At 63.4% G+C, this 22,483-nt stretch carries 17 protein-coding genes and 6 pseudogenes; all 23 read left to right on the top strand.

The window, feature by feature from the left end; genetic code table 11:
* Positions 1-412 precede the first annotated feature (412 nt).
* The 23 genes and pseudogenes from ACFQDL_RS06565 (at position 413) to flhF (ending at position 22,479) form a co-directional block, all read left to right on the top strand.
* On the top strand, positions 413-673 hold the full coding sequence (locus ACFQDL_RS06565; protein WP_379908314.1) for a DUF4212 domain-containing protein: 261 nt from the start codon (positions 413-415) through the stop codon (positions 671-673).
* 33 nt (positions 674-706) lie between these two features.
* A pseudogene (locus tag ACFQDL_RS06560) lies at positions 707-2,505 on the top strand (sodium:solute symporter family protein).
* Positions 2,506-2,689: 184 nt separating this feature from the next.
* A pseudogene (locus ACFQDL_RS06555) lies at positions 2,690-3,904 on the top strand (DUF294 nucleotidyltransferase-like domain-containing protein); the annotation flags it as partial.
* Between the two features lie 292 nt (positions 3,905-4,196).
* The gene (locus tag ACFQDL_RS06550) at positions 4,197-4,520 is read left to right on the top strand and encodes a putative nucleotidyltransferase substrate binding domain-containing protein (protein ID WP_379908313.1); all 324 of its coding nucleotides are present in this window, start codon (positions 4,197-4,199) and stop codon (positions 4,518-4,520) included.
* Positions 4,521-4,522: 2 nt separating this feature from the next.
* Positions 4,523-5,140, top strand: a complete 618-nt coding sequence (locus ACFQDL_RS06545; RefSeq protein ID WP_379912928.1) for a 3'-5' exonuclease — start codon at positions 4,523-4,525, stop codon at positions 5,138-5,140.
* 321 nt (positions 5,141-5,461) lie between these two features.
* Positions 5,462-5,815: a flagellar hook-basal body complex protein FliE gene (gene fliE, locus ACFQDL_RS06540; RefSeq protein WP_379908312.1), complete on the top strand. Its 354-nt coding sequence runs from the start codon at positions 5,462-5,464 to the stop codon at positions 5,813-5,815.
* A gap of 44 nt (positions 5,816-5,859) precedes the next feature.
* Positions 5,860-6,723, top strand: a pseudogene (gene fliF, locus ACFQDL_RS06535) (flagellar basal-body MS-ring/collar protein FliF); the annotation flags it as partial.
* Positions 6,724-6,791: 68 nt separating this feature from the next.
* A complete protein-coding gene (locus ACFQDL_RS06530) occupies positions 6,792-7,532 on the top strand; it encodes a flagellar M-ring protein FliF C-terminal domain-containing protein (RefSeq protein ID WP_379908311.1) in 741 nt (246 codons plus the stop codon).
* Positions 7,522-8,534, top strand: a pseudogene (fliG, locus tag ACFQDL_RS06525) (flagellar motor switch protein FliG). The gene ACFQDL_RS06530 and the pseudogene fliG overlap by 11 nt, the downstream one beginning before the upstream one ends.
* On the top strand, positions 8,531-9,283 hold the full coding sequence (locus ACFQDL_RS06520; RefSeq protein WP_379908310.1) for a flagellar assembly protein FliH: 753 nt from the start codon (positions 8,531-8,533) through the stop codon (positions 9,281-9,283). The pseudogene fliG and the gene ACFQDL_RS06520 overlap by 4 nt, the downstream one beginning before the upstream one ends.
* A gap of 15 nt (positions 9,284-9,298) precedes the next feature.
* A complete protein-coding gene (gene fliI / locus ACFQDL_RS06515) occupies positions 9,299-10,663 on the top strand; it encodes a flagellar protein export ATPase FliI (RefSeq protein ID WP_379908309.1) in 1,365 nt (454 codons plus the stop codon).
* 76 nt (positions 10,664-10,739) lie between these two features.
* The gene (gene fliJ, locus ACFQDL_RS06510; protein ID WP_379908308.1) at positions 10,740-11,183 is read left to right on the top strand and encodes a flagellar export protein FliJ; all 444 of its coding nucleotides are present in this window, start codon (positions 10,740-10,742) and stop codon (positions 11,181-11,183) included.
* 222 nt (positions 11,184-11,405) lie between these two features.
* The gene (locus ACFQDL_RS06505) at positions 11,406-12,773 is read left to right on the top strand and encodes a flagellar hook-length control protein FliK (RefSeq protein ID WP_379908307.1); all 1,368 of its coding nucleotides are present in this window, start codon (positions 11,406-11,408) and stop codon (positions 12,771-12,773) included.
* Between the two features lie 51 nt (positions 12,774-12,824).
* Entirely contained in the window at positions 12,825-13,340 is a 516-nt protein-coding gene (locus tag ACFQDL_RS06500; protein ID WP_379908306.1) for a flagellar basal body-associated FliL family protein, read from the top strand.
* A gap of 13 nt (positions 13,341-13,353) precedes the next feature.
* Entirely contained in the window at positions 13,354-14,328 is a 975-nt protein-coding gene (fliM, locus tag ACFQDL_RS06495; protein WP_379908305.1) for a flagellar motor switch protein FliM, read from the top strand.
* Between the two features lie 25 nt (positions 14,329-14,353).
* A complete protein-coding gene (gene fliN / locus ACFQDL_RS06490) occupies positions 14,354-14,752 on the top strand; it encodes a flagellar motor switch protein FliN (RefSeq protein WP_379908304.1) in 399 nt (132 codons plus the stop codon).
* A pseudogene (fliO, locus tag ACFQDL_RS06485) lies at positions 14,749-15,045 on the top strand (flagellar biosynthetic protein FliO); the annotation flags it as partial. The gene fliN and the pseudogene fliO, both read left to right, overlap by 4 nt.
* Positions 15,046-15,160: 115 nt before the next feature.
* Positions 15,161-15,901: a flagellar type III secretion system pore protein FliP gene (gene fliP / locus ACFQDL_RS06480; RefSeq protein ID WP_379908303.1), complete on the top strand. Its 741-nt coding sequence runs from the start codon at positions 15,161-15,163 to the stop codon at positions 15,899-15,901.
* A 168-nt stretch (positions 15,902-16,069) separates the two neighbouring features.
* Complete coding sequence (gene fliQ, locus ACFQDL_RS06475; RefSeq protein ID WP_379908302.1) at positions 16,070-16,345, top strand: flagellar biosynthesis protein FliQ; 276 nt, start codon at positions 16,070-16,072, stop codon at positions 16,343-16,345.
* 95 nt (positions 16,346-16,440) lie between these two features.
* Entirely contained in the window at positions 16,441-17,130 is a 690-nt protein-coding gene (gene fliR / locus ACFQDL_RS06470; protein WP_379908301.1) for a flagellar biosynthetic protein FliR, read from the top strand.
* A gap of 331 nt (positions 17,131-17,461) precedes the next feature.
* The gene (gene flhB, locus ACFQDL_RS06465) at positions 17,462-18,595 is read left to right on the top strand and encodes a flagellar biosynthesis protein FlhB (RefSeq protein WP_379908300.1); all 1,134 of its coding nucleotides are present in this window, start codon (positions 17,462-17,464) and stop codon (positions 18,593-18,595) included.
* A gap of 171 nt (positions 18,596-18,766) precedes the next feature.
* A pseudogene (gene flhA, locus ACFQDL_RS06460) lies at positions 18,767-20,871 on the top strand (flagellar biosynthesis protein FlhA).
* A 144-nt stretch (positions 20,872-21,015) separates the two neighbouring features.
* Positions 21,016-22,479 (top strand): flagellar biosynthesis protein FlhF, encoded by a 1,464-nt coding sequence (gene flhF / locus ACFQDL_RS06455; RefSeq protein ID WP_379908299.1) that lies wholly within the window; start codon positions 21,016-21,018, stop codon positions 22,477-22,479.
* The last annotated feature ends 4 nt before the right edge of the window (positions 22,480-22,483 follow it).

Raw genomic sequence — 22,483 nt, 5'->3', positions numbered from 1 at the left:
CCGAAGGGTTTCGCGATGCCCCTACCGGGTAGGTTGGGTCAAGCCGCGAAGCGGTGGACCCAACACCAGCGACCCCAGGTGCCGGCCGAAACCAATCGATCTGCAATATGATCGATATGATGGGTTACGCCGCCGCGGCCGACGGTACCAGGCGAAAAGGTACTGCCGGTGGCGGCTACACCCATCCTACAAAATCCGGCCGCTCGCACGGGCACCGTACGACTATTGTATAACCCTTCTGGCCCGTCGCGCTTCTGCCTGTTTGAAAGTGTAAAAAATCCTTTGTTTTTAGATGGTTATAGCATGCCATCGGGTCCGGTGACGGTCGTTCTTTGACTAAAGTCGGGGCTTTGTATTCGGTCGCGCTTTGTTAGATTCGAACTGACATCAACAACAATAATGGTATGCGGCTATGTCTCTGAGTACTGAAAAAGCCAAAGCCTACTGGAGCGAGAACCTGCGGATTATCAGTACCTATCTGGTGATCTGGTTCATCGTATCCTATGGCTGCGGCATCCTCTTCGTCGATCAGCTCGACAATATCCAGTTCTTCGGCTTTCCGCTGGGCTTCTGGTTTGCGCAGCAGGGTTCCATCTTCGTTTTCGTCGGCTTGATCTGGGCCTATGTGTTCAGCATGAACAAGCTCGACGAAAAATATGACGTTCACGAATAACAACGATAACAGCACTGGAAGGACGGCATAATCATGAGTCTCGATTTCCTAACATATCTTTTTGTCGGGGGTCCTTCGCTCTCTATATCGGTATTGCGATATGGGCGCGGGCGGGATCGACCAAAGAGTTCTACGTCGCCGGTGGCGGCGTGCATCCGGTCGCCAACGGCATGGCCACCGCAGCTGACTGGATGTCGGCGGCATCATTTATCTCCCTGGCCGGTATCGTCTCCTTCGTCGGTCGCGACGGTTCCGCCTACCTGATGGGCTGGACCGGTGGTTACGTGCTGCTGGCCATGCTGCTGGCGCCCTACCTGCGCAAGTTCGGCAAGTTCACGGTGCCGGATTTCGTCGGTGACCGCTATTACAGCAACACCGCCCGTACCATTGCGGTCATCTGTACCATCGTCATCTCCTTCACCTATGTGGCAGGTCAGATGCGCGGTGTCGGTATCGTGTTCTCCCGCTACCTGCACGTCGACATCAACACCGGTGTCGTGATCGGCATGGCGATCGTGTTCTTCTATGCCGTGCTCGGCGGCATGAAAGGCATCACTTACACCCAGGTGGCTCAGTACTGCGTGCTGATCCTGGCCTTCACCGTGCCGGCCTTCTTCCTGTCGGCGCAGATCACCGGTCACTTCCTGCCGCAGACCGGTCTGGGTGCAACCCTGAGCAGCGGTCAGTCGGTACTGGCAACCCTCGATCAGCTCTCCGTGGATCTGGGATTCGATGCCTATACCACGGGCAAGAAGTCGACCATCGACATGATCTTCTTTACCGTCGCGCTGATGGCCGGTACCGCGGGTCTGCCCCATGTCATCGTGCGCTTCTTCACCGTGCCGCGTGTCAAGGATGCCCGTACCTCCGCCGGCTGGGCGCTGATTTTCATCGCCATTCTCTACACCTCCATCCCGGGTGTGGCCGGCTTCGGTCGCGTCAACCTGATCGAGACCATCAACGGCGCCGACAATGCCGGTACCTCTTACGAGCAGATGCCTGGCTGGTTCAAGAACTGGGAAAACTCCGGTCTGATCGGCTGGTACGATCATAACGGCGACGGCAAGGTGCAGTATGCCGCGGGCAACGCCTTCGCAGGCAGCAAGCCGGCCTTTGTCGAAGGCACCGGCGAGCACGGTCAGCGCATGGTCAGCAACCCGGCGACGGCTCCGGCTGCCGTCAACGGCGCGCCTTTCGCCAACGAAGTCTACGTCGACCGCGACATCATGGTGCTGGCGAACCCGGAAATCGCCAATCTGCCAAACTGGGTCATCGCCCTGGTGGCCGCCGGTGCGGTGGCGGCAGCACTGTCGACAGCTGCGGGTCTGCTGCTGGTTATCTCGACGGCGATCTCCCATGACCTGATGAAGAAGACCATCAACCCGAACATCACCGACAAGCAGGAGCTCATGTACGCCCGTCTCGCGGCCGTCGTGGCGATCGCCATTGCCGGTTACTTCGGCATCAATCCGCCGGGCTTCGTCGCCCAGGTGGTGGCCCTGGCCTTCGGTCTGGCCTGTGCCTCGGTGTTCCCGGTCATCGTCATGGGTATCTTCAGCAAGCGCATGAACACCCAGGGCGCGGTCAGCGGCATGCTGGTGGGTCTGGTGGTGACCATGGCCTACATCATCTACTTCAAGTTCATGGGCGGTACCGCCGACCAGTGGATTCTGGGTATCTCGCCGGAAGGCTTCGGTACCGTCGGCATGATCCTGAACTTCCTGACCGCCTACGTCGTCGCGGTGATGACCCCGGCACCGCCGGAAGATATCCAGCACATCGTCGAGGATATCCGTATTCCCCGTGGCGCCGGTGTCGCCCACGCGCACTAAACTGTAGGAGCCTGCGGGCTCGATAGGAAAAGGGCACGCCTGCGAACTCGCCGGCGTGCCCTTTGGTTTTGGTGACGCGTTACGCGTGACAGATCGGCACCGTTTACGCGTCACGCGTAACCCGTAACCAACCACCCGAATCCGCTGCGGTGACGGTACACGCAAAGACTGGAAGAATGCACCCATGTCCTCAACATTCAATATAAGCAACCTGCCGTTCAGTCTGCTCGACGAGAAGGAACAGGCCTATCTGCAGCAGCATCTGGATATCGCCTACTACCAGAAGGGCGAGACCATCATTGCGGCGGGAAGCGAGCCCGAAGGGGTCTATATCGTTCTCAAGGGGCGGGTCAGCGAGAACGATGTCAGCCAACCCTCCGATACGGAGGCGCCTCACCAGGCCTTCGTCCACTACCAGGAGGAGGACTATTTTGGCGGCTGGTCGGCGCTGCGCGGTCGCGCGATCCACAACTTCATCGCCGAGGAGGAGACCATCTGCCATATACTGCCGACCCGCATCCTGCTCGAGCTGGTATCCGGCAATTCCCAGTTCGCCGATTACTTCCAGCAGAACCTCTCCGCCAAGTCCGAGATCGTGGCGCAGCATGGCCAGGACCAGGATATGGCGGAGTTCATGCTGGCACGGGTCAGCAGCGGCCTGATGCAGGAACCGCTGAGCGTGCTGGAGGGCACCAGTATCCGCCAGGCGACCGAGCTGATGCGCGAGCAGAAAGCCGATTGCGTGCTGGTGCGCAAGGGCAATCGGCACGGCATGATCACCAAGACCGATCTGCTCGAGGCGCTGGTGCTGAGAAGTCTGCCGCAGGAGACCGATATCGCGGAGATCGCCAGTTTCCGGCTGGTCACCGTCGACCCGGACGACTACCTGTTCAATGCCCTGGTGCTGATGACGCAACAGCATATCGAGCGGCTGGTGGTGATGCGGGGCGAAGAACTGGTGGGGATCGTGGCGCTGACCGATATCCTCAGCTATTTCTCCAGCCACTCCCATGTGATCGGCCTGCGCATCGAGCGCGCGCAGACGGTGGAGGGCCTGCGCGAGGCGGCCCGGGGGCTCAACGACCTGATCCGGGCGCTGGTGTCCCATGGTGTCAAGGTCCGCTTCACGATGGATCTGATGGCGGCCATGAACGGCCGCATCATGTCCAAGCTGTTCGATCTGGTGATACCGTCAGACATGCATCCCCACGTCTGCCTGATCGTGATGGGATCGGAGGGACGCGGTGAACAGATTCTCAAGACCGACCAGGACAATGCCGTGATCTACCGCGAGGGGCTGATCTGGCCCGCCATGGCCGCGACGTTGCAACGCTTCAGCGAACAGCTGATCCAGTTCGGTTTTCCGCCCTGTCCCGGCAATATCATGGTGTCCAACCCCGAGTGGGTCAATTCGCTCGGCGACTGGACCGCCAGGCTCAGCGGCTGGGCCGACAGCTGCGACGGCGAGTCGGTGATGAAACTGGCGATCGCGGTCGATGCCAAGCCGGTGGCCGGCAACCCGGCACTGTTCAAGGCGGCGCGCAACTGGTTCCTGCGTCACCTGCGCAACAACGACGTTTTCTTCTCCCATTTCGCCCGCGCGGCACTGGAGTTCGACACGCCGCTGACCTTTTTCGGCAACCTGCGCGACAAGGCGCAGCTGGATATCAAGAAGGGGGATCTTTCCGATCGTGCACGGTATCCGGACCCTGGCGCTGGAGCATCGCATTCTCGCCACCAACACCTTCGGCCGTATCGAGGCTCTGACCGAGATGGGACAGCTGCAGCAGGAGCAGGGACGGGAGCTGGGCGAGGCGCTGGGCTGGTTCGTTCAATTGCGTCTGCGGCATCAGATCCGCCGCCTCGAGGCGTCCGACCAGGATCGGGATCCGACGCCGAACCTGCTCGACCTGCAGGCGCTGAACAAGATGGAGCGCGATCTGCTGCGTGATGCGCTGCAGATCGTCAAGGGATTCAAGAAGCATCTGGCGCAGCGGTATCACTTGGAGGTGTGATGATGATCATTCCCCGAACAATCCGGCGATTCAAGGACAGGCTCGATCACCGGGGTGGCCCCCACGCCGAGCTGTTCGAGTCCTATCAGGGGGATGAACTGGTGTCGCTTGACTGCGAGACGACGGGGCTGGATGTGCGTAGCGCCGAGATCATTTCCATCGGTGCGGTCAAGATACGCGGCAAGCGGGTGCTGACCAGCGAACGCCTCGATATCAAGCTCAAACCGCCGGCCAGCCTGACCGGCGATTCGATCAAGATACACAAGATCCGCGCCAGCGATCTGGCCGACGGTATCGAGATGGACGAGGCGCTGGAACAGCTGCTGGCCTTTATCGGCAACCGGCCGATCCTGGGCTATTACATCAATTTCGATGTGCGGATGCTGGACAAGTACCTGCGCCCGCGATACGGATTCGGGCTGCCCAACCGAACCATCGAACTCTCCCACGTCTATCACGACATCATCAAATGGAAGTCCGTCGGCGGCAGCGTCGATCTGCGCTTCGATACCATCGCCTCCAAACTCGAAGTGCCGATCATCGAGCGCCACACCGCCCTTGGCGATGCCATCACCGTGGCGCTGATGTATGTGCGCCTCAAGTATGGCGAGGCGCCGTAACGACGGTGACGGGTGACGGTCGGTGCGGTGCGCTTCGCTTCGCTTACAGGCACCCTACGACACTGTGGGAGCCCGCTCCGCGGGCGAATGACCGCGGTGCCGAATCAGTTCGCCCGGAGGACCGGGCTCCTACAATTTTCGCCTCACCGTCAAATATAAAACATATGTTTGGCGCACTTTTTGCTTGGTAACCTCTGCGCAACGTGAAAATTGACGTCCCGGTGACGATATTTTGTCGTTTTTGTCCATTGGTCGTTTGCTGACGTGGATTCGCGACATATAATGTCAAATTGCTGCCGGGCGAGCAGAAGGGAGGCCCCAATGGTGGATCGAGCCGATATCAACAGCGTGCTGATGCAGATGCGGGCGCTGCAAGTCCAGGCGCAGCAGGGGATCAAGCCGATCGAAACGCCGCTTCAGGGTGCGGGCATCGCGCCCGGAGCTGTGGATCGAACCGGCTTCGGCGAATTGCTCAAGAATGCCGTCGACAAGGTCAATGATCTGCAGGGTGACGCCAAAAAAATGGCGGTTTCCTACGAGCAGGGCGACCCCACTGTCGATCTTCCCCAGGTGATGATCAGCATGGAAAAGGCTTCGGTGTCCTTCGAGGCGATGACGCAGGTGCGCAACCGGTTGGTGACGGCATATGAAGACATCATGAAAATGCCGATCTGATACGGAACAGCAACGACAACGGATAGGAAAGCGGCTTCACCTGAATGGATAACGCACCGGCACCACTCGAAGGCGGTCGAGGCGGCCTGATGGCCGGCTTCAACAGCCTCAGCATCCTGCGGCAGATCGGCCTGATGGTCGGTCTGGCGGCCAGTGTCGCGATCGGGTTCGCCGTGGTGCTCTGGTCACAGCAGCCGGATTACCGGGTGCTCTTCTCCAATCTCTCCTTTGCCGATGCCAATCAGGTGATCGAGCAGCTCAGGCTCTATAACACGCCCTACAAGTTCGATGCCGAAGGCCGGGCAATCCTGGTGCCCCAGGAGCATGTGCATCAGGCACGGCTGAAGCTCGCGTCCGAAGGTTTCACCGCCGACAAGAACGTCGGTTTCGAGCTGCTGGACCAGGAGCAGACCCTCGGCACCAGCCAGTTCATGGAAAATGCCCGCTACCGGCGCGGCCTCGAGGGCGAGCTGGCCCGTACCATCGCCAGTCTGGTGGCGGTGCGCAGCGCCCGCGTCCACCTGGCGATTCCGAAAAGTACCGTCTTTATCCGCGACGAGCGCAAACCCAGCGCTTCGGTCTTTATCGAGCTGTTCGCCGGACGCCGGCTGGAGCCGGATCAGGTCGCGGCGATCGCCAGCCTGGTGGCGTCGTCGGTGCCGCAGCTGGACCAGCGCGATGTCACCGTGGTCGATCAGAAAGGGCGTTTGCTCAATACCCGTGAAGTCGACGAGGATGTGGTGCTGGCGGCCAAGCAGCTCGACTACACCCAGAAAGTCGAAGAGACGCTGCTGAACCGGGTCAACAGTATCCTGCAGCCGGTGGTCGGCCTGGGCAACTACCGCGCCGAGGTGTCCGCCGATATCGACTTCACCGCGGTCGAGCAGACCAATGAACTCTACAATCCGGACCTGCCGTCCCTGCGCAGCGAGCAGACCATCGACGAAAGTCGCGCCGGGGACCGTCGCCCGGCGGCGTGCCGGGTGCCCTGTCCAATCAGCCGCCGGGGCCGGCCGCCGTGCCGGAGCAGGCCAATGGCGCCGTGCCCGGCAGTCCCGCGCAGGCCAGCGGCAGCAGTCGCAAGCAGGCGGTGCGCAACTATGAGCTGGACCGCTCGATCAGCTATACCCGTCATCAGATGGGGCGCATCCGTCGTCTCACGGTGGCCGTGGTGGTGGATGACATGTCCGCCGCCGGCGCAGGGCAGCGGCAACCCTGGACCCAGAACGAGCTCGATCGACTGCGCATCCTGGTCCAGGATGCCGTCGGCTATTCGCCGCAGCGTGGCGACAGCGTCAACGTGATCAACTCTCCGTTTGCGGCACCCGAGGGTCCGGTCGAGACCGAGGAAACGCCGATCTGGATGCAGGACTGGGTCTGGGATCTGGTCAAGCAGCTGCTGGCGGCGCTTTTCGTGCTGCTGCTGGTGTTCGGGGTGCTGCGGCCGATCCTCAAGAATCTTGCCTCGTCCGGCGGCCGGGAAGCGAATGCGGGGCTGGGCAGCGCCGGTACCGTGGCGGCGGAGCTGGAGGGGCTCGAGGGGGCCGAGCTGCCCGATGACCGGGTCACCTTCGGCGGTGGCGGTGGCGGCGATATGCTGCCGTCGCCGAATGAAAGCTTCGAATACCAGATCAATACCATTCGTAGTATGGTGGCCGAAGATCCTGCGCGGGTGGCGCAGGCCGTGAGGCAGTGGGTAGGTGAGAATGAGCGATAATGCCGGCGGTCGTGAGCTGAGCAGTATAGAAAAGGCCGCGATACTGTTGATCAGCCTGGGCGAGGCCGATGCCGCCGAGGTGCTCAAGCACCTGGGGCGCGGGAGGTTCAGCGTATCGGTTATGCGATGACCCAGCTGGACAACGTGCCCCAGTCCCAGGTCGAGGCCGTGGTGTCGGATTTCATGCATGTGGTCAGCGACCAGACCGGCATCGGCATCAACAACGACCGCTATATCCGTTCGATGCTCAATCAGGCGCTGGGCGAGGAAAAGGCCAAGACCCTGATCGATCGCATTCTGATGAGCACCACCACCTCCGGACTCGATACGCTGCGCTGGATGGAGCCGCGTCAGATCGCCGAGGTGATGCGCTACGAGCACCCCCAGATTCAGGCGGTCGTGATCGCCTACCTGGATCCGGATCAGGCGGCCCAGGTGCTGAGCTTCTACAGCGAGAAGGTGCGGCTCGATATCCTGATGCGGGTGGCGGCGCTGGACCAGATCCAGCCGCAGGCGCTGCAGGAGCTGAATGACCTGTTCGAGGTGCAGTTCGCCGGTACCACGGCGAGCAAGAGCGCGACCCTGGGCGGCGTCAAGGCGACCGCCAATATCATCAACTTTATCGACAGCGCCGTCGAGGCGGAAGTCATGGACGGTATCCGTGATGCTGACGAGGAGCTGGCGGCGCAGATTGCTGACCTGATGTTCGTCTTCGACAACCTGGTCGATGTCGACGACCGTGGCATCCAGGTGCTGCTGCGCGAGATCTCGACCGACCTGCTGGTGCTGGCGCTCAAGGGCGCCGACTCGGCACTGCAGGAAAAAATCTTCAAGAACATGTCAAAGCGTGCAGCCGAGCTGTTGCGCGATGATCTCGAGGCGGCGGGACCGGTCCGGGTCAGCGAGGTCGAGGCGGCGCAGAAAGAGATCCTGTCGGTGGCGCGCCGTCTGGCCGAAGAGGGCGAGATCGTCCTGGCCGGTAGCGGCGAGGAGCTGATTTGAATCCGGCAGACAAGGTCCCGGTCAGAATCAGGGCGGCGGATGTCGGTCAGGTCAAGCCCTGGCAGCTGCCGCAGGTTCAGGGCAAGCACCGCATCGCGCTCGTGGAGCGGGAACCCGAGACGGTCGAGGAGCAGCTCGAGCCGGAGGATGTGCCGTTCGGCGACGGCAAGCTGACCCTGGCCGAGCTCGAGCGCATCAGCGAGGAGGCGCGTCAGGAGGGGCTGGAAGAGGGGCGCCGCGAAGGCTTCGAACAGGGGCTTTCCGAGGGGCGTGCGCAGGGCCTCAAGGAGGGGTTGCAGCAGGGACAGCAGGAGATTGCCCGCTCCCTCGAGCGCCTGGGTGCCATGCTCGACGAGCTGGAGGCGCCGCTGGCGTCACGCACCCTGGAGCTGGAACACTGCCTGATGCAGCTGGTGATTCAGCTGGCCGAGGCGGTCACGCAGCACGAACTGGGCTGCCGGCCCGAGCTGATCCGCCGGTCCGTCGACGAGGCGCTGGCCCAGCTGCCGGGCGAGGGCGGTCCGGTGCGCATTCACGTCAATCCCGAGAACGAGGTGCTGCTGCAGCCGCTGGTCGAGAGCCGTGAGCACTGGAGCCTGGTGCCCGATGCCGCCGTGACACCGGGTGGCTGTCTCCTGCGCACCGACAACAGCCGGGTCGACCAGACGGTCGAAAGCCGTTTTCGTCAGGTGGCGGACCAGTTGCGCGAGCGGCTGGCCGCCAATCCGTCGGACGCGCAAGACCTGTGACGGAATATTGACGCCATGTCCCGGGTTCTGCAGCGCCTGCAGCGTTACCTCGACCTCGACTACCAGCCGCCCCGGGCTCAGGCCGAGGGCCGGATTACCCGTCTGATCGGTCTCACGCTCGAGGCTGTCGGCCTGCAGGTGGCGGTCGGCGAGTACTGCCTGATTCGCGTCAGGCCGGGCCTGGAGGTCGAGGCCGAGGTGGTCGGTTTTTCCGGCGACCGCATCTATCTGATGCCGCTCGACAGTATTGACGGCTTGCAGCCGGGTGCCGTCGTCATGCCGCTCGGCGGCGCCAGCCAGGTGGCTGTCGGACCCGGGTTGCTGGGGCGGGTGCTCAACGGCGTCGGGCGACCGCTCGACGGCAAGGGGCCGATCGAGGCGCAGACCCATGTCTCGCTGAGCGGCGAGACCATCAATCCGCTGGAGCGACACCCGATCGAGCAGACCCTCGATGTCGGCATTCGCGCGATCAACGCGCTGCTGACCGTCGGGCGCGGTCAGCGCCTCGGGCTCTTTGCCGGCAGCGGCGTCGGCAAGTCGGTGCTGCTGGGCATGATGACCCGTTTCACCGAGGCCGAAATCATCGTCGTCGGGCTCATCGGCGAGCGTGGTCGCGAGGTCAAGGAGTTCATCGAGCACAGCCTCGGCAAGGAGGGGCTGGCGCGGTCGGTGGTCGTGGCATCGCCGGCGGACGACTCGCCGCTGATGCGCATGCGGGCGGCGCAGCTGTCGACGCGGATTGCCGAGCACTTTCGCAGCGAGGGGCGCAATGTGCTGCTGCTGATGGACTCGCTGACCCGCTATGCCCAGGCGCAGCGGGAGATCGCCCTGGCGGTCGGCGAGCCGCCGGCGACCAAGGGTTATCCACCCTCGGTATTCGCCAAGCTGCCGCGGCTGGTCGAGCGTGCCGGCAACGGCGCCACCGGCGGCGGCTCCATTACCGCCTTCTACACGGTTCTGACCGAGGGCGACGACCAGCAGGATCCGGTGGCCGATTCGGCGCGGGCGATTCTCGACGGTCACGTGGTGCTGTCGCGCCGCCTGGCGGAGCAGGGGCACTATCCGGCCATCGATATCGAGGCTTCGATCAGTCGCGCCATGCCGTCCATCGTCGACGCCAACCACCTGGCCACCGCGATGCGTTTCAAGCAGCTGATGTCGCGTTATCAGCAGAACGAGGACCTCATCACCGTCGGGGCCTACACCCGGGGTACGGACCCCGACACCGATTTTGCCATCGAGCGGATGCCGGTGCTGCGGGCTTTTCTGCAGCAGGGGCTGAACGAGGCCAAACCGCTGGCCCAGAGCATCCAGGAGCTGGCGATGGTGCTGTCGCCGCCACCGACGGCGCCGGCGCCGGCCGCGGGAGCCAAGCGATGAATGCCCGTAGGCGCCCGGCCCCCGGGCGAACGAAGTCGGCACCCTGGCCCTTCGCCCACAGAGCGGTCTCCCACCAATGAAAAAACGCTCCGATCGCATGTCACTGCTGGCGGACCTGGCCGAGCGCAAGAAACGCCAGGCCGACCAGTTCCTTGCCGACAGCCGCGCCCGGGTGACGCGTGACGAGGCTACCCTGGCCCAGCTCGAACAGTTTCTCGCCGAATACCAGCAGCAGCTCCAGCACAAGGGGCGGCAGGGCGTCGCGGTGGATCAGTTGCTGATGGCGCGGGCCTTTATCGAGAAGATCGAATCCACGCTGCGCCAGCACCGCGAAGCGATGAAGACCAACCGCGAGCAGCTCGAACAGGTCGAGCAGTACTGGCGCCAGACCTACGGCCACCTCAAGGCGATGCAGAAACTCACCGACCGGGCGCTCGACCAGGAGCGCGCCGATGCCGAAAAGCAGCTGCAGAAAGCCCTCGATGAACGTTCCCAGCTGATCCGCCCGCCGTTTATTTAGATTGGCCCGCTATTTGCTGTTATCCGGGTATCCATATTTTTTCAGGAGTCATCGATGGTCGCCTCGCTGATCCCGGCATCCCCAGGAAGCTTGCTGTCCGCCACCGTCCGAGCGCCGCAGGGAGAGGGCTTCGCGCAAACGTCGTCGTCCCGGCCCGCGTTTGCCGACGTATTCGCCGGGGCCTCGGGTGCGCAGCCGCAGGCCGCTGAAGGCGGCGAAACGTTGCCGCCGGCGACGGCTCCGTTGCCGGCGGCAGCGGCAGCCGGCCCGGCCGCGGCCAGCGTTCTGCAGCCGGGAATCGACGTCGATGATCTCGCCACGGAGGATGCATCCCTGGTGCCGGAAGGGGCTGTGCTGTCGCCGCCGCCGATGCAGGCGGCGCCCGGGTGGAGCGGCCTGGCGAACGCCGGCGCGGCGGCAGCGGATTACGGCCCCGGAACCCGTTCGCCGGGCGCCTTCGCTAAAGACGGCACTCCCGGGTCGCCGGGCGCGGAGGCCGTCGCCGGAGGGCGGTCGATGGCCAGCGTTGGTACCGCTGCCGCTGCCGCTGCCGGCAGCCCGGTTGCAGCCGGTGATGTTGCTGCAGCGTCCGCCCCGGGACTCCGGCAGCCGGGACGGGCAGGTGATGCCGGCCGCGAAGCCGGCGCCGGTGCGGGTCTTGAGCCGAATGCGACGGCAGTGGCCTCCCGGTCCCCGATTGCGGCCGCGGCACCGGCAAACGACGGCCCGACGGCGGGCGAAAACCAGGATCGGGCCGGCGATATCGGCGCCCTTCTGCAGCGCGTGCAGCAGGCGGAACGCAAGCCTTTGCCAGACGGCGTCGCGCGTGCGATCCAGGCCCGGCAGTCGGGGCAGGCCCCACAGGTCCCGGTGATGCAGGGGGCTGCGATCGCCGGGGGCGGTGCCGGTGGCCCGGGTCCGGCAGTCCTGCCGGCGGGAGCGCCTGTGCCTGGCTCGGTGAACGCCGGGGCGGCAGGAGTCGGAGCGGGTCAGGCCCTGGCCGCTGCCGCGAACGCTATAGCCCAGGCGGAGTCCGGTGCCGAAGCGGTGCCGGGTGGCGCGGCCGAGGACGGGGCTGACGAGTCTGCTCCCAGGGCGCTGGCGCAGACACCGCACGCCGCCGCCAGAGCGCCGGGGAACGGGGTTGCGCCGCCCGCGGCGGGCATGAGTCTGCCGCCGGGGTTGCCGCCCGGTACGCCGGCCTGGGGGCAGGCGGTGGGCGAGCGTATTCTGGTGATGTCGGCCGGCAACCTGCAGGTGGCCGAGATTCAGCTCGATCCGCCGGAGCTGGGCAGCCTGCAGGTGCGGCTGCAGATCCAGCACGAGCAGGTCAGCCTGAGCTTCAGTTCACCCCATGCCGCGGTACGGGACGCGCTCGAGCAGCAGATGCCACGCCTGCGCGAGATGCTGGCCGAGCAGGGGCTGAATCTCGAGCACAGTACCGTTGCCGAGGATTCGGGGCGTCGGGACCAGGGTTCGGGTCGCGGGTCCGGTCCGGCGGCTTTGCTGGCGGAGCCGGCAGACGAGGCCGGATCGGGGGCTGGCGCGGAGGAGGCGCTGAGCCTCTCGCTGGTGGACCAGTACGTTTAGAGCCTTAATATCAGTGTGTTATAGTAAGCCCCAACGTTAGGGAGGGGACTCATGGCGCAGGAAAACGAAGCGGCAGAGGCCGGTGCGGGTGGCAGGAAATCGCGCAAATGGCTCTATATCGGCCTTGTCGGGCTTGTGCTGCTGGTCGGTGGCGGTGGAGCTGCGGCCTATTTCCTGCTCGGGTCCGACGGGTCTTCGTCGGAGGAGGCCGAGGCCGGGGACGAGCGCGCCAAGGCCCTCTATACCAAGGTCCGTACGCTCGAGGGCAAGCCGATGTTCGTCGTGACGCTGCCCTCGGACGATGGTCGTCGTCATTACATGCAGGCCTATGTCGAGGCCAAGAGCCGCAATCCCGAAGTCGACGAGGCGCTGGCGCTGCACATGCCGCTGGTGGTCGCGCGCCTCAATGCGCTTTTCGGGACCCAGCGATTCGAGCAGCTGCGAACCCTGGAGGGCAAGGAGCGGCTGCGCCAGGAGGCGACCGACCTGGTACGGGGGATCATGCAGGACAAGATCGGCCAGCCCGGTGTGGAGACTATCCTGTTCACCAACTTTGTCATGCAGTAACGGAGCGGTCCGGATGTCGGTTAAGGATCTGCTGTCACAGGACGAAATCGATGCGCTTCTCCATGGTGTCGACGACGGGGATGTTGAAGAACCCGAAGAGGTCGAGTCCGCGGACGCTGGCGCAGTCAACAATTACGACCTGGCGAGTCAGGAGCGTATCGTCCGCGGGCGCATGCCCACGCTCGAAATGATCAACGAGCGCTTTGCCCGCTATACCCGCCACTCCCTGTTCAACCTTCTGCGCAAGACCGTCGACGTCAGTGTCGGCAGTATTCGCATGATGAAGTACGGCGACTATATCCATACGCTTTACGTGCCGACCAGCATGAATCTCGTGCGGGTGCGCCCCTTGCATGGCACGGCGCTGTTCATTCTCGACGCCAAGCTGGTGTTCAGGCTGGTCGACAACTTCTTCGGCGGCGACGGCCGTCATGCCAAGATCGAGGGGCGGGACTTCACGCCGACCGAGACCCGTCTCGTCTACAAGACGCTGGCTCTGCTGTTCGATAACCTGCAGGAAGCCTGGCGGCCCGTCATGGATCTGCGCTTCGAGCATGCCGGACACGAAATGAACCCGGCGATGGCGAGTGTGGTCAGTCCGACTGTGGTCGTGGTGGTCAGCACTTTCCAGGTCGACCTGGAGGGCGGCAGCGGCGAGCTGCAGATCACCATGCCCTACTCGATGCTCGAGCCGATCCGGGACCTGCTGATGTCGGGGTTTCAGCACTCCGAGGTCGACGAGCGCTGGATGCAGGCGCTCAAGCGCGACATCATGTCGGCCGACGTGGATCTGAACCTGAGCGTCGCCGAGCGGGAGATCACGCTGCGGGACGTGATGGAGCTCGAGGCCGGAGACGTCATCCCCGTGGAAATCCCCGATGAGCTGATTCTGCGTGCCGCGGGGGTCCCGGTTTTCAACTGCCGTCTGGGGGTCTCCAGGTCCAATCTGGCAGTGAAAATAGTCGATAAATTCAAGGCGCCGGAATGAGCGGCGTCGCGGAGATCCAATTCAAATGAACGATGCAAAGGACAAGGCCGTCGACGACCAGGCCATGGCGGACGAGTGGGCGGCGGCAATGGAAGAGCAGACCACTGACGCCAGGGCGGTCGAGCTGGACGAGCTGGAGGATGAATCGACGCCGGTGACGAACCCGCAGCTGGATGTCATTCTCGATATACCGGTGACGCTGTCGATGGAGGTCGGCAATACCGAGATTTCGATTCGCAACCTGCTGCAGCTCAGCCAGGGCTCGGTGATCGAGCTGAGCCGGATGGCCGGCGAGCCGCTCGACGTCAAGGTCAACGGCACCCTGATCGCCCACGGTGAAGTGGTCGTCGTGAACGACCGCTACGGTATCCGTCTGACCGACGTGATCAGCCTTCAGGAACGCATCAAGAAACTGCGCCGATGAGCAGGGCTGTAACCGGTCTGGCACTGCTGGCGGCTGTCCCGGCCTTGGCCGAGACGGCTTCGGGCGCGCGTCCGGCGGTGCGGGATCCGGTCTCGGTCGAGATGCTCGGGCAGTTGTTGCTGGGGCTGCTGGTGGTGGTTGTTGCCATCCTGCTGGTGCTCTGGGTGCTGAAGCGCTTTACCGCGATCGGCGGCCAGAGCCGGCATCTGAAGGTGATAGCGGCGCTGCCGCTGGGCACGCGCGAGAAGGCGGTACTGGTGCAGGTTGGCGAACGTCAACTGCTGCTCGGGGTGGCGCCGGGTCGCGTCAGTCTGCTGGAGCGCTTCGACGAGCCGGTCGTCGTGCAGGGGAAGGCGGTGCCTTCGGCGCACGGCTGCGCGAGGCTCTCGACCGCAGGGGCGGTCCCTGATGCGGCTGGCGCGGCTCTGGCCGCTGCTGTTGCTGTTCGCGCTGCCCGTCAGCGCCCAGGATATCGGCATTCCGGCGGTCAATATCACCACCGCCGAGGACGGCACTACAAGTTACAGCGTAACGATCCAGATCCTCGCGCTGATGACCATGCTGACCTTCCTGCCGGCACTGGTCATGATGATGACCTCCTTTACGCGTATCATCGTGGTATTCGCGATTCTGCGCCAGGCGCTGGGCCTGCAGCAGACACCGTCCAATCAGGTGCTGATCGGTCTGTCGCTGTTCCTGACGCTCTTTATCATGACGCCGGTGCTGGAGCGGGTGAACGAGGATGCGGTACAGCCTTATCTCGACGAACAACTGGAGCCGCTCGAAGCGGTGCGGCTCGCGGCCGCACCGTTCCGGGATTTCATGATGATGCAGACCCGGCAAAACGATCTCGAGCTGTTCATGCAGCTTTCGAAGACGGCGCCGGTGGAGTCGGCGGAGCAGATACCCTTCAGCGTGCTGGTGCCGGCATTCGTGACCAGCGAGCTGAAGACGGCGTTCCAGATCGGCTTCATGCTCTTTATCCCCTTCCTGGTGATCGACCTGGTGGTCGCCAGCGTGCTGATGGCGATGGGGATGATGATGCTGTCGCCGGTGATCATCTCGCTGCCGTTCAAGATCATGCTGTTCGTGCTGGTCGACGGCTGGGTGATGGTGGTTGGCACCCTGGCCAGCAGTTTCGGGCTGTAAATGGCTATACGATTTCGTAGGGTGGAATGAGCGCCGAAGGTGCGAATTCCACCGGCGGTCACCGCGGCTGAATTAAACCAGACTCCGGGCCGCCCGAGGTCACCGGTGGAATTCGCTTCGCTCATTCCACCCTACGCGAGCGGTCCGGCTCGAGGAGGAATAAAATCCATGACACCACAGCTGACGCTCGATATCTTCGCCGAAGCCCTCTGGCTGGTGGTGCTGCTGGTGACGCTGATTATCCTGCCGAGTCTTCTGGTCGGGCTGCTGATCTCGATGTTCCAGGCCGCGACCCAGATCAACGAGCAGACCCTGAGTTTCCTGCCGCGCCTGATCATCACGCTGGGCATGATCATGTGGGCCGGTCCCTGGATCCTGACCCGGCTGCTGGATCACTTTCGCATGATTTTCGAAGCCATTCCCCAGCTGATCGGGGTGGTGTAGTCGATGTTCGAGATCGGTCTGCTGGAAATCGAGGACTGGGTGGCCCGCTTTCTCTGGCCGCTGTTTCGCGTGGCTTCTTTTTCATGGCGATTCCGATGATCGGCAGCACGCTGGTGCCGGCCCGCATCCGGCTCGGCCTGGCGCTGGCGGTCACGCTGCTGCTGGTGCCGGTGCTGCCGCCGATGCCGGTCTTCGAGGCCTTTTCGATCCAGAGTTATCTGGTCATCGCCCAGCAGATCCTGATCGGGGCGGCCATGGGATTCATGGTGCAGATTCTGCTGCAGGTATTTGTCGTCGGCGGTCAGCTGATCTCGACCCAGATGGGCCTGGGCTTCGCATCGGTCTCGGACCCGGTCAACGGCGTTTCGGTGGTGGTGCTCAGCCAGTTCCTGCTGCAGCTGGTGATGCTGCTGTTCCTCGGCATGGACGGCCATCTGGTGATGATCGATGCGCTGGCCCGCAGTTTCGAGCTGATTCCGGTGGGGATGGAGGGGCTCGGCAGCCGCGTCTTCGCCGATGTCGCCCGCAGCGGCGGCTGGATGTTCGCGTCGGCGCTGTTGATGGCGCTGCCGCCGATCACGGCACTGCTGGTGATCAACTTCTCCTTCGGCATCATTACCAAGGCAGCACCACAGCTGAACATTTTCGCCATCGGCTTTCCCTTCACCATGCTGATGGGCCTGCTGATCGCCTGGGCCAGCCTGAGCGGCTTTCTCGGCCAGTACCAGCGCATTGCGACCGAAGCGCTGGAGCAGATCAGCCTGATTTTTCTCGGCGGCGGGTAGGTGACGTTGCAGGTGGTGCGGTGTGTTTCGCTTACCGGCACCCTACATGGCTGGGTTAATCGTGACGCGTAATGCGTAACGCCTAACGGAGTTACCAATGGCAGACGAGAGGCAGTTAATCGAAAGGGTCAGGAAAAGACCGTAACGACGAATGGTTGGCAGAGGCGGTTGATCCATGGCTGATGCGAGGCAGTTAATCGAAAGGGTCAGGAAAAGACCGTAACGACGAATGGTTGGCAGAGGCGGTTGATCCATGGCTGATGCGAGGCAGTTAATCGAAAGGGTCAGGAAAAGACCGTAACGACGAATGGTTGGCAGAGGCAGTTGATCCATGGCTGACGAGAGCGGTCAGGAAAAGACCGAAGACCCGACTCCCAAACGCCTGCGCGAGGCGCGGGAAAAGGGCGACGTACCGCGATCCCGGGAGCTGGGGGCGACGGTGCTGCTGCTGGCGGCGGCGGCCAGTGCGCTGATCTTCGGCGGCCAAGTCGCGCGTCTCATGGCGGGCATGATGAGCGGCAACTTCAGCCTCGATCGGGAAACGGTGTTCGATCCGGCGATGATGTTTGCCCATCTGGCACGCTCCCTGTTCGATGCCTTGCTGGCATTTTCGGGCTTTTTCGGGCTGGTGCTGCTGGCGGCCATCATCGGCCCGATTGCGCTCGGTGGCTGGAACTTCAGCGCCCAGGCGATCCAGCCCAAGGGCAGTCGCATCAATCCGTTGTCGGGCCTCAAGCGCATGTTTTCCCTCAAGGCGCTGGTGGAACTGATCAAGGCCCTGGCCAAGTTCGTGCTGGTCGCGACAGGGGCCGTGCTGGTGCTGGGGGTGCTGCAGCCCCGGCTTCTGGCCCTTGGTGCCCAGGATGTCATGACGGCCATCGGCGATGCCGTGGAGATTGTCATCTGGGCCTTCCTGGCCATCAGCGCCACCCTGATCCTGATTTCATTCATCGACGTGCCCTTCCAGCTGTACGATTACAGCAAGAAGCTGAAGATGACGATGCAGGAAGTGAAGGACGAGATGAAGAACACCGAGGGCAAGCCCGAGGTGAAGGGCCGTATCCGTCAGCTGCAGCGCGAGATCTCCCAGCGCAAGATGATGACGCGGGTGCCCGAGGCCGATGTGGTGATCACCAACCCGACCCACTATGCGGTGGCGCTGAAATACGATCCCGAGTCCGGCCGGGCGCCGGTGGTGCTGGCGAAAGGGGCCGATTTCGTGGCGCTGAAGATCCGCGAGCTGGCGGTGGAGCACGAAGTGCCGATTCTGTCGGCGCCGCCGCTGGCGCGGTCGCTATACCAGCATACCGAGCTTGAACAGGAGATCCCGGCCGGGCTCTTCAAGGCCGTGGCCCAGGTGCTGGCCTATGTCTACCAGCTCAGACGCTATCGCCAGCGCGCGGCCGATGCGCCGCCGCCGATGCGTGACGATGATCTCGATATACCGGATGATTTGCGGTCTTAGCGAAGCGCACCGCACCGGATACTCGGGCCGGGTTGGCTAGATTATTGCATCCATTCTTTTGCACGCTTTTATAGGCGTCAAAATTTTGAACTTCTTTCCGTCGCGGGTCTGACTCCGGCGACAGTGCACTGGATCCCGGGATCGGGTGACTGAAATTTGACAGGAAGCCAGTTGGACAGAGCCGTTATTCTCAGCAACGTACGCAACCTGAGCCAGGGTAACCTGGGGGTACCGCTGTTGCTGCTGGTCGTGATCGCGATGGTCACGCTGCCGATACCGCCCTTCCTGCTCGACGTTTTCTTCTCGTTCAATATCGCGCTGTCTCTGGTGGTGCTGCTGGTCTGCGTCTATGCGCTGCGGCCCTGGAATTCACCGTTTTCCCCACGATTCTGCTGGTTGCGACCCTGCTGCGCCTGGCGCTGAACGTGGCGTCTACCCGGGTGGTGCTGCTGTACGGCCACGAAGGCGGCGATGCGGCGGGCAAGGTGATCGAGGCCTTCGGCTCGGTGGTGATCGGCGGCAACTATGTCGTCGGTATCGTGGTGTTCCTGATCCTGGTGATCATCAACTTCGTCGTCGTGACGAAGGGTGCCGGCCGTATTTCCGAAGTGAGTGCCCGCTTTACGCTTGACGCCATGCCGGGCAAGCAGATGGCCGTGGATGCCGACCTCAATGCCGGCCTGATCAGTCAGGATGAAGCGAAACAGCGCCGTCGGGAAGTGACCCAGGAAGCGGACTTCTACGGTGCCATGGACGGTGCCTCGAAATTCGTCCGCGGCGATGCGGTGGCCGGGATTCTGATCCTGGCCATCAACCTGATCGGCGGCCTGGCGATCGGGATGCTGCAGCATGGTCTCAGCTTCGATCTGGCGATCCAGTACTACTCGATGCTGACCATCGGTGACGGCCTGGTGGCGCAGATTCCGTCACTGCTGCTGTCGACCGCCGCCGCCATCACTGTGACCCGGCAGAACTCCTCCCAGGACATGGGGCATCAGGTGCTGGACCAGATGTTCGCGGCACCGCGGGCCCTGATCGTCGCGGCGGCGGTGCTGGCGATTATCGGCGTGGTGCCCGGCATGCCGCATGTCGCTTTTTTGACACTTGCCGCCGCGGCCGGTGGCGTGGCCTGGTGGATCCTGAAGCGGCAACGCGAGAAAGCGGTGGAGGCGGCCGCCGACCAGCAGGAGCTGGCCCGTACCCAGCCGATGTCGGGCCCCGAAGAGCAGAAGGAGCTCGACTGGGACGATGTGATGCCGGTTGACATGATCGGTCTCGAGGTCGGCTACCGGCTGATTCCGATGGTCGACAAGCTGCAGGGCGGTCAGTTGCTTGGCCGAATCAAGGGGGTCCGGCGCAAGCTGTCCCAGGATCTCGGGTTTCTGGTGCCTTCGGTGCATATTCGCGATAACCTCGACCTGTTGCCGGGCGGTTACCGCATCCTGCTGATGGGGGTGATCGTCGGCGAGGCCGAGGTCTATCCGGACCGGGAGCTGGCGATCAATCCGGGGCAGGTATTCGGTACCCTGAAAGGGGTTGCGGTCAAGGATCCGGCCTTTGGTCTCGAAGCGGTCTGGATAGAGGCTGGTCAGAAGGAGCATGCCCAGTCGCTCGGCTATACGGTGGTCGACGCCAGCACCGTGGTGGCGACCCATCTGAATCAGTTGCTGCAGACCCATGCCCATGAGCTGCTCGGGCACGAGGAAGTGCAGCAGTTGCTGGAGATGCTGGGCAGGCATTCGCCGAAACTGGTCGAAGAGCTGGTGCCGGGCAAGCTTTCGGTCAGCGCTCTGTTGAAAGTGCTGCAGGGGCTGCTGATGGAGCAGGTGCCGCTGAAGGACTTCCGCAGCATCGCCGAAGCGCTCGCCGAGGCCGTGGGGCGTACCCAGGACCCGATGGCGTTGACGGCGGCAGTGCGGGTGTCGCTGTCGCGGCTGATCATCCAGGAGATCAACGGTTCCGGTGACGAGATTCCGGTGATCACCCTGGATCCGAAGCTCGAGCAGCTGCTGCTGAATTCGGTACAGAGCCAGAGCGGTGGCGACGGCCTGGCGCTGGAGCCCGGCATGGCCGAGCGCCTGCAGACGTCCCTGGCGAACGCGGCGCAGAATCAGGAGATGGCCGGGAAGCCGTCGATTCTGCTGGTGGCGGCGCCGGTGCGGCCGTTGATGGCCAAATTCGTCCGTTACGGCAATCATGTAATCCATGTACTCTCCTATCAGGAGATACCGGAGAACAAGAAGGTGACGATTGTCGCCACGGTGGGTGGCTCTTGAGAGTGAACAGCGACCAGTTGACAGTTTACAGGGCGCCACCTTTGCGCCGCAGTGCCGGGGATAACGTAGGGTGCCGGTAAGTGAAGCGCACCGCACCGATAGGCGGCAGCGCGTAACGCGTCAGCTATTGCCCGGAGGACGACCATGAAAGTAAAGCGCATTTTTGCCCCTGACATGCGCCAGGCGATGCGGCGGGTCCGGGAAGAGATCGGTCCCGATGCGGTCATTGTCTCCAATCACCGGGTTGCGGGCGGCGTCGAGGTGGTGGCGGCTCACGAGCAGGAATATGAAGCCGCCCAGGCCGAATTCAAGCGCCAGAACGAGGAGCGACGCCGGCGGGAGTCGCCACCGCGTCAGCCGGCGGGCGGGCGCCAGGAGGCGGGGCTGGATGACGAGATGCGCAAGGTGCGCGCCCGCATCGCCTCGGCGCAGCAGCAGGTCGAAAGGCCCGAAGAGCCCGGCCTCGGCGTGGTACGCAACCGTCAGATCGAGCGCGAGGACGACGAGGACCTGCGCAGTATCCTCGAAACCCTGAAGTCGCGGCAGCAGGCGCGCGCCGAGTTTCCGCCGCTGGATGCCGAACCGCCGCGCCGCATGCCTGATCCGCAGCCGCAGCCGCAGCCGCAGCCGCAGTCGCAGGAGCAGGCCGGCCAGGACGGCGATCACCGCATGATCCTGACCATGCAGCAGGAGATTCAGCAGTTAAGGGCGATGCTGGAAAACCAGATGAAGGCGCCGCAGTCTCAGCCGCAGCCGTCACCCCGGCCTCAGGTGCCCGCGGCCCAGGCGAAGCTGACCCGGCGTCTCGACAGCCTCGGTATCGGCGGCCGCGTGGTGCGTCATCTGGTCGGCAATATCGAGCAGGGCATCGAGCTCGACAAGGCCTGGCGCAGCAGTCTGGCACGTCTTTCCGATGCCATTCCCGTGGTCGGCGAGGAGTTTATCGAGCGGGGCGGCATGGTGGCCTTCGTCGGCCCGACCGGGGTCGGCAAAACCACCACCATCGGCAAACTGGCGGCACGCTACGTGCTCAAGTACGGCAGTTCCAGCCTGGCGCTGGTCACCACCGATTCGTACCGCATCGCGGCCCATGAGCAGCTGCGTACCTTCGGCCGCATTCTCGATGTGCCGGTGCGGGTGGCGGACGAGAATCACTCCCTCGACGAGGTGCTGCGGTCGCTCAAGGGCAAGCGGCTGGTGCTCATCGATACCGCCGGAATGAGCGCCAACGAGCCCCACACCGGAGAACAGATCGAGCTGCTCAAGGGGATATCGCTGCGGCTGAAGAAGCTGCTGGTGCTGTCCTGCTCCAGTCAGCGCCGGGTACTCGAGAGTGCCTACGAGACCTACAGGGGACTGGGGCTGAACGGCTGCGTGCTGAGCAAACTGGACGAGTCGGGCAGTCTCGGCGAAGCCCTGACCCTGGCGATCGAGCGACAGCTGCCGATAGCCTATGTCACGGATGGACAGAAAATTCCCGACGATATCGGCGTGGCGCGTCGCCACGACCTGGTGAGCCGGGCAGTGGTCACGGCGCAGAAGGCGCTGGAACGAGAACAGCAGTCGGGTGACGACCCCGGTCTGTCCTTTATCGGACAGGCGGGGTGACCCA

Source organism: Marinobacterium aestuariivivens (assembly GCF_042661465.1).
Classification (GTDB): domain Bacteria; phylum Pseudomonadota; class Gammaproteobacteria; order Pseudomonadales; family Balneatricaceae; genus Marinobacterium_A; species Marinobacterium_A aestuariivivens.
This window is presented reverse-complemented; position numbering and strand designations above follow the sequence as displayed.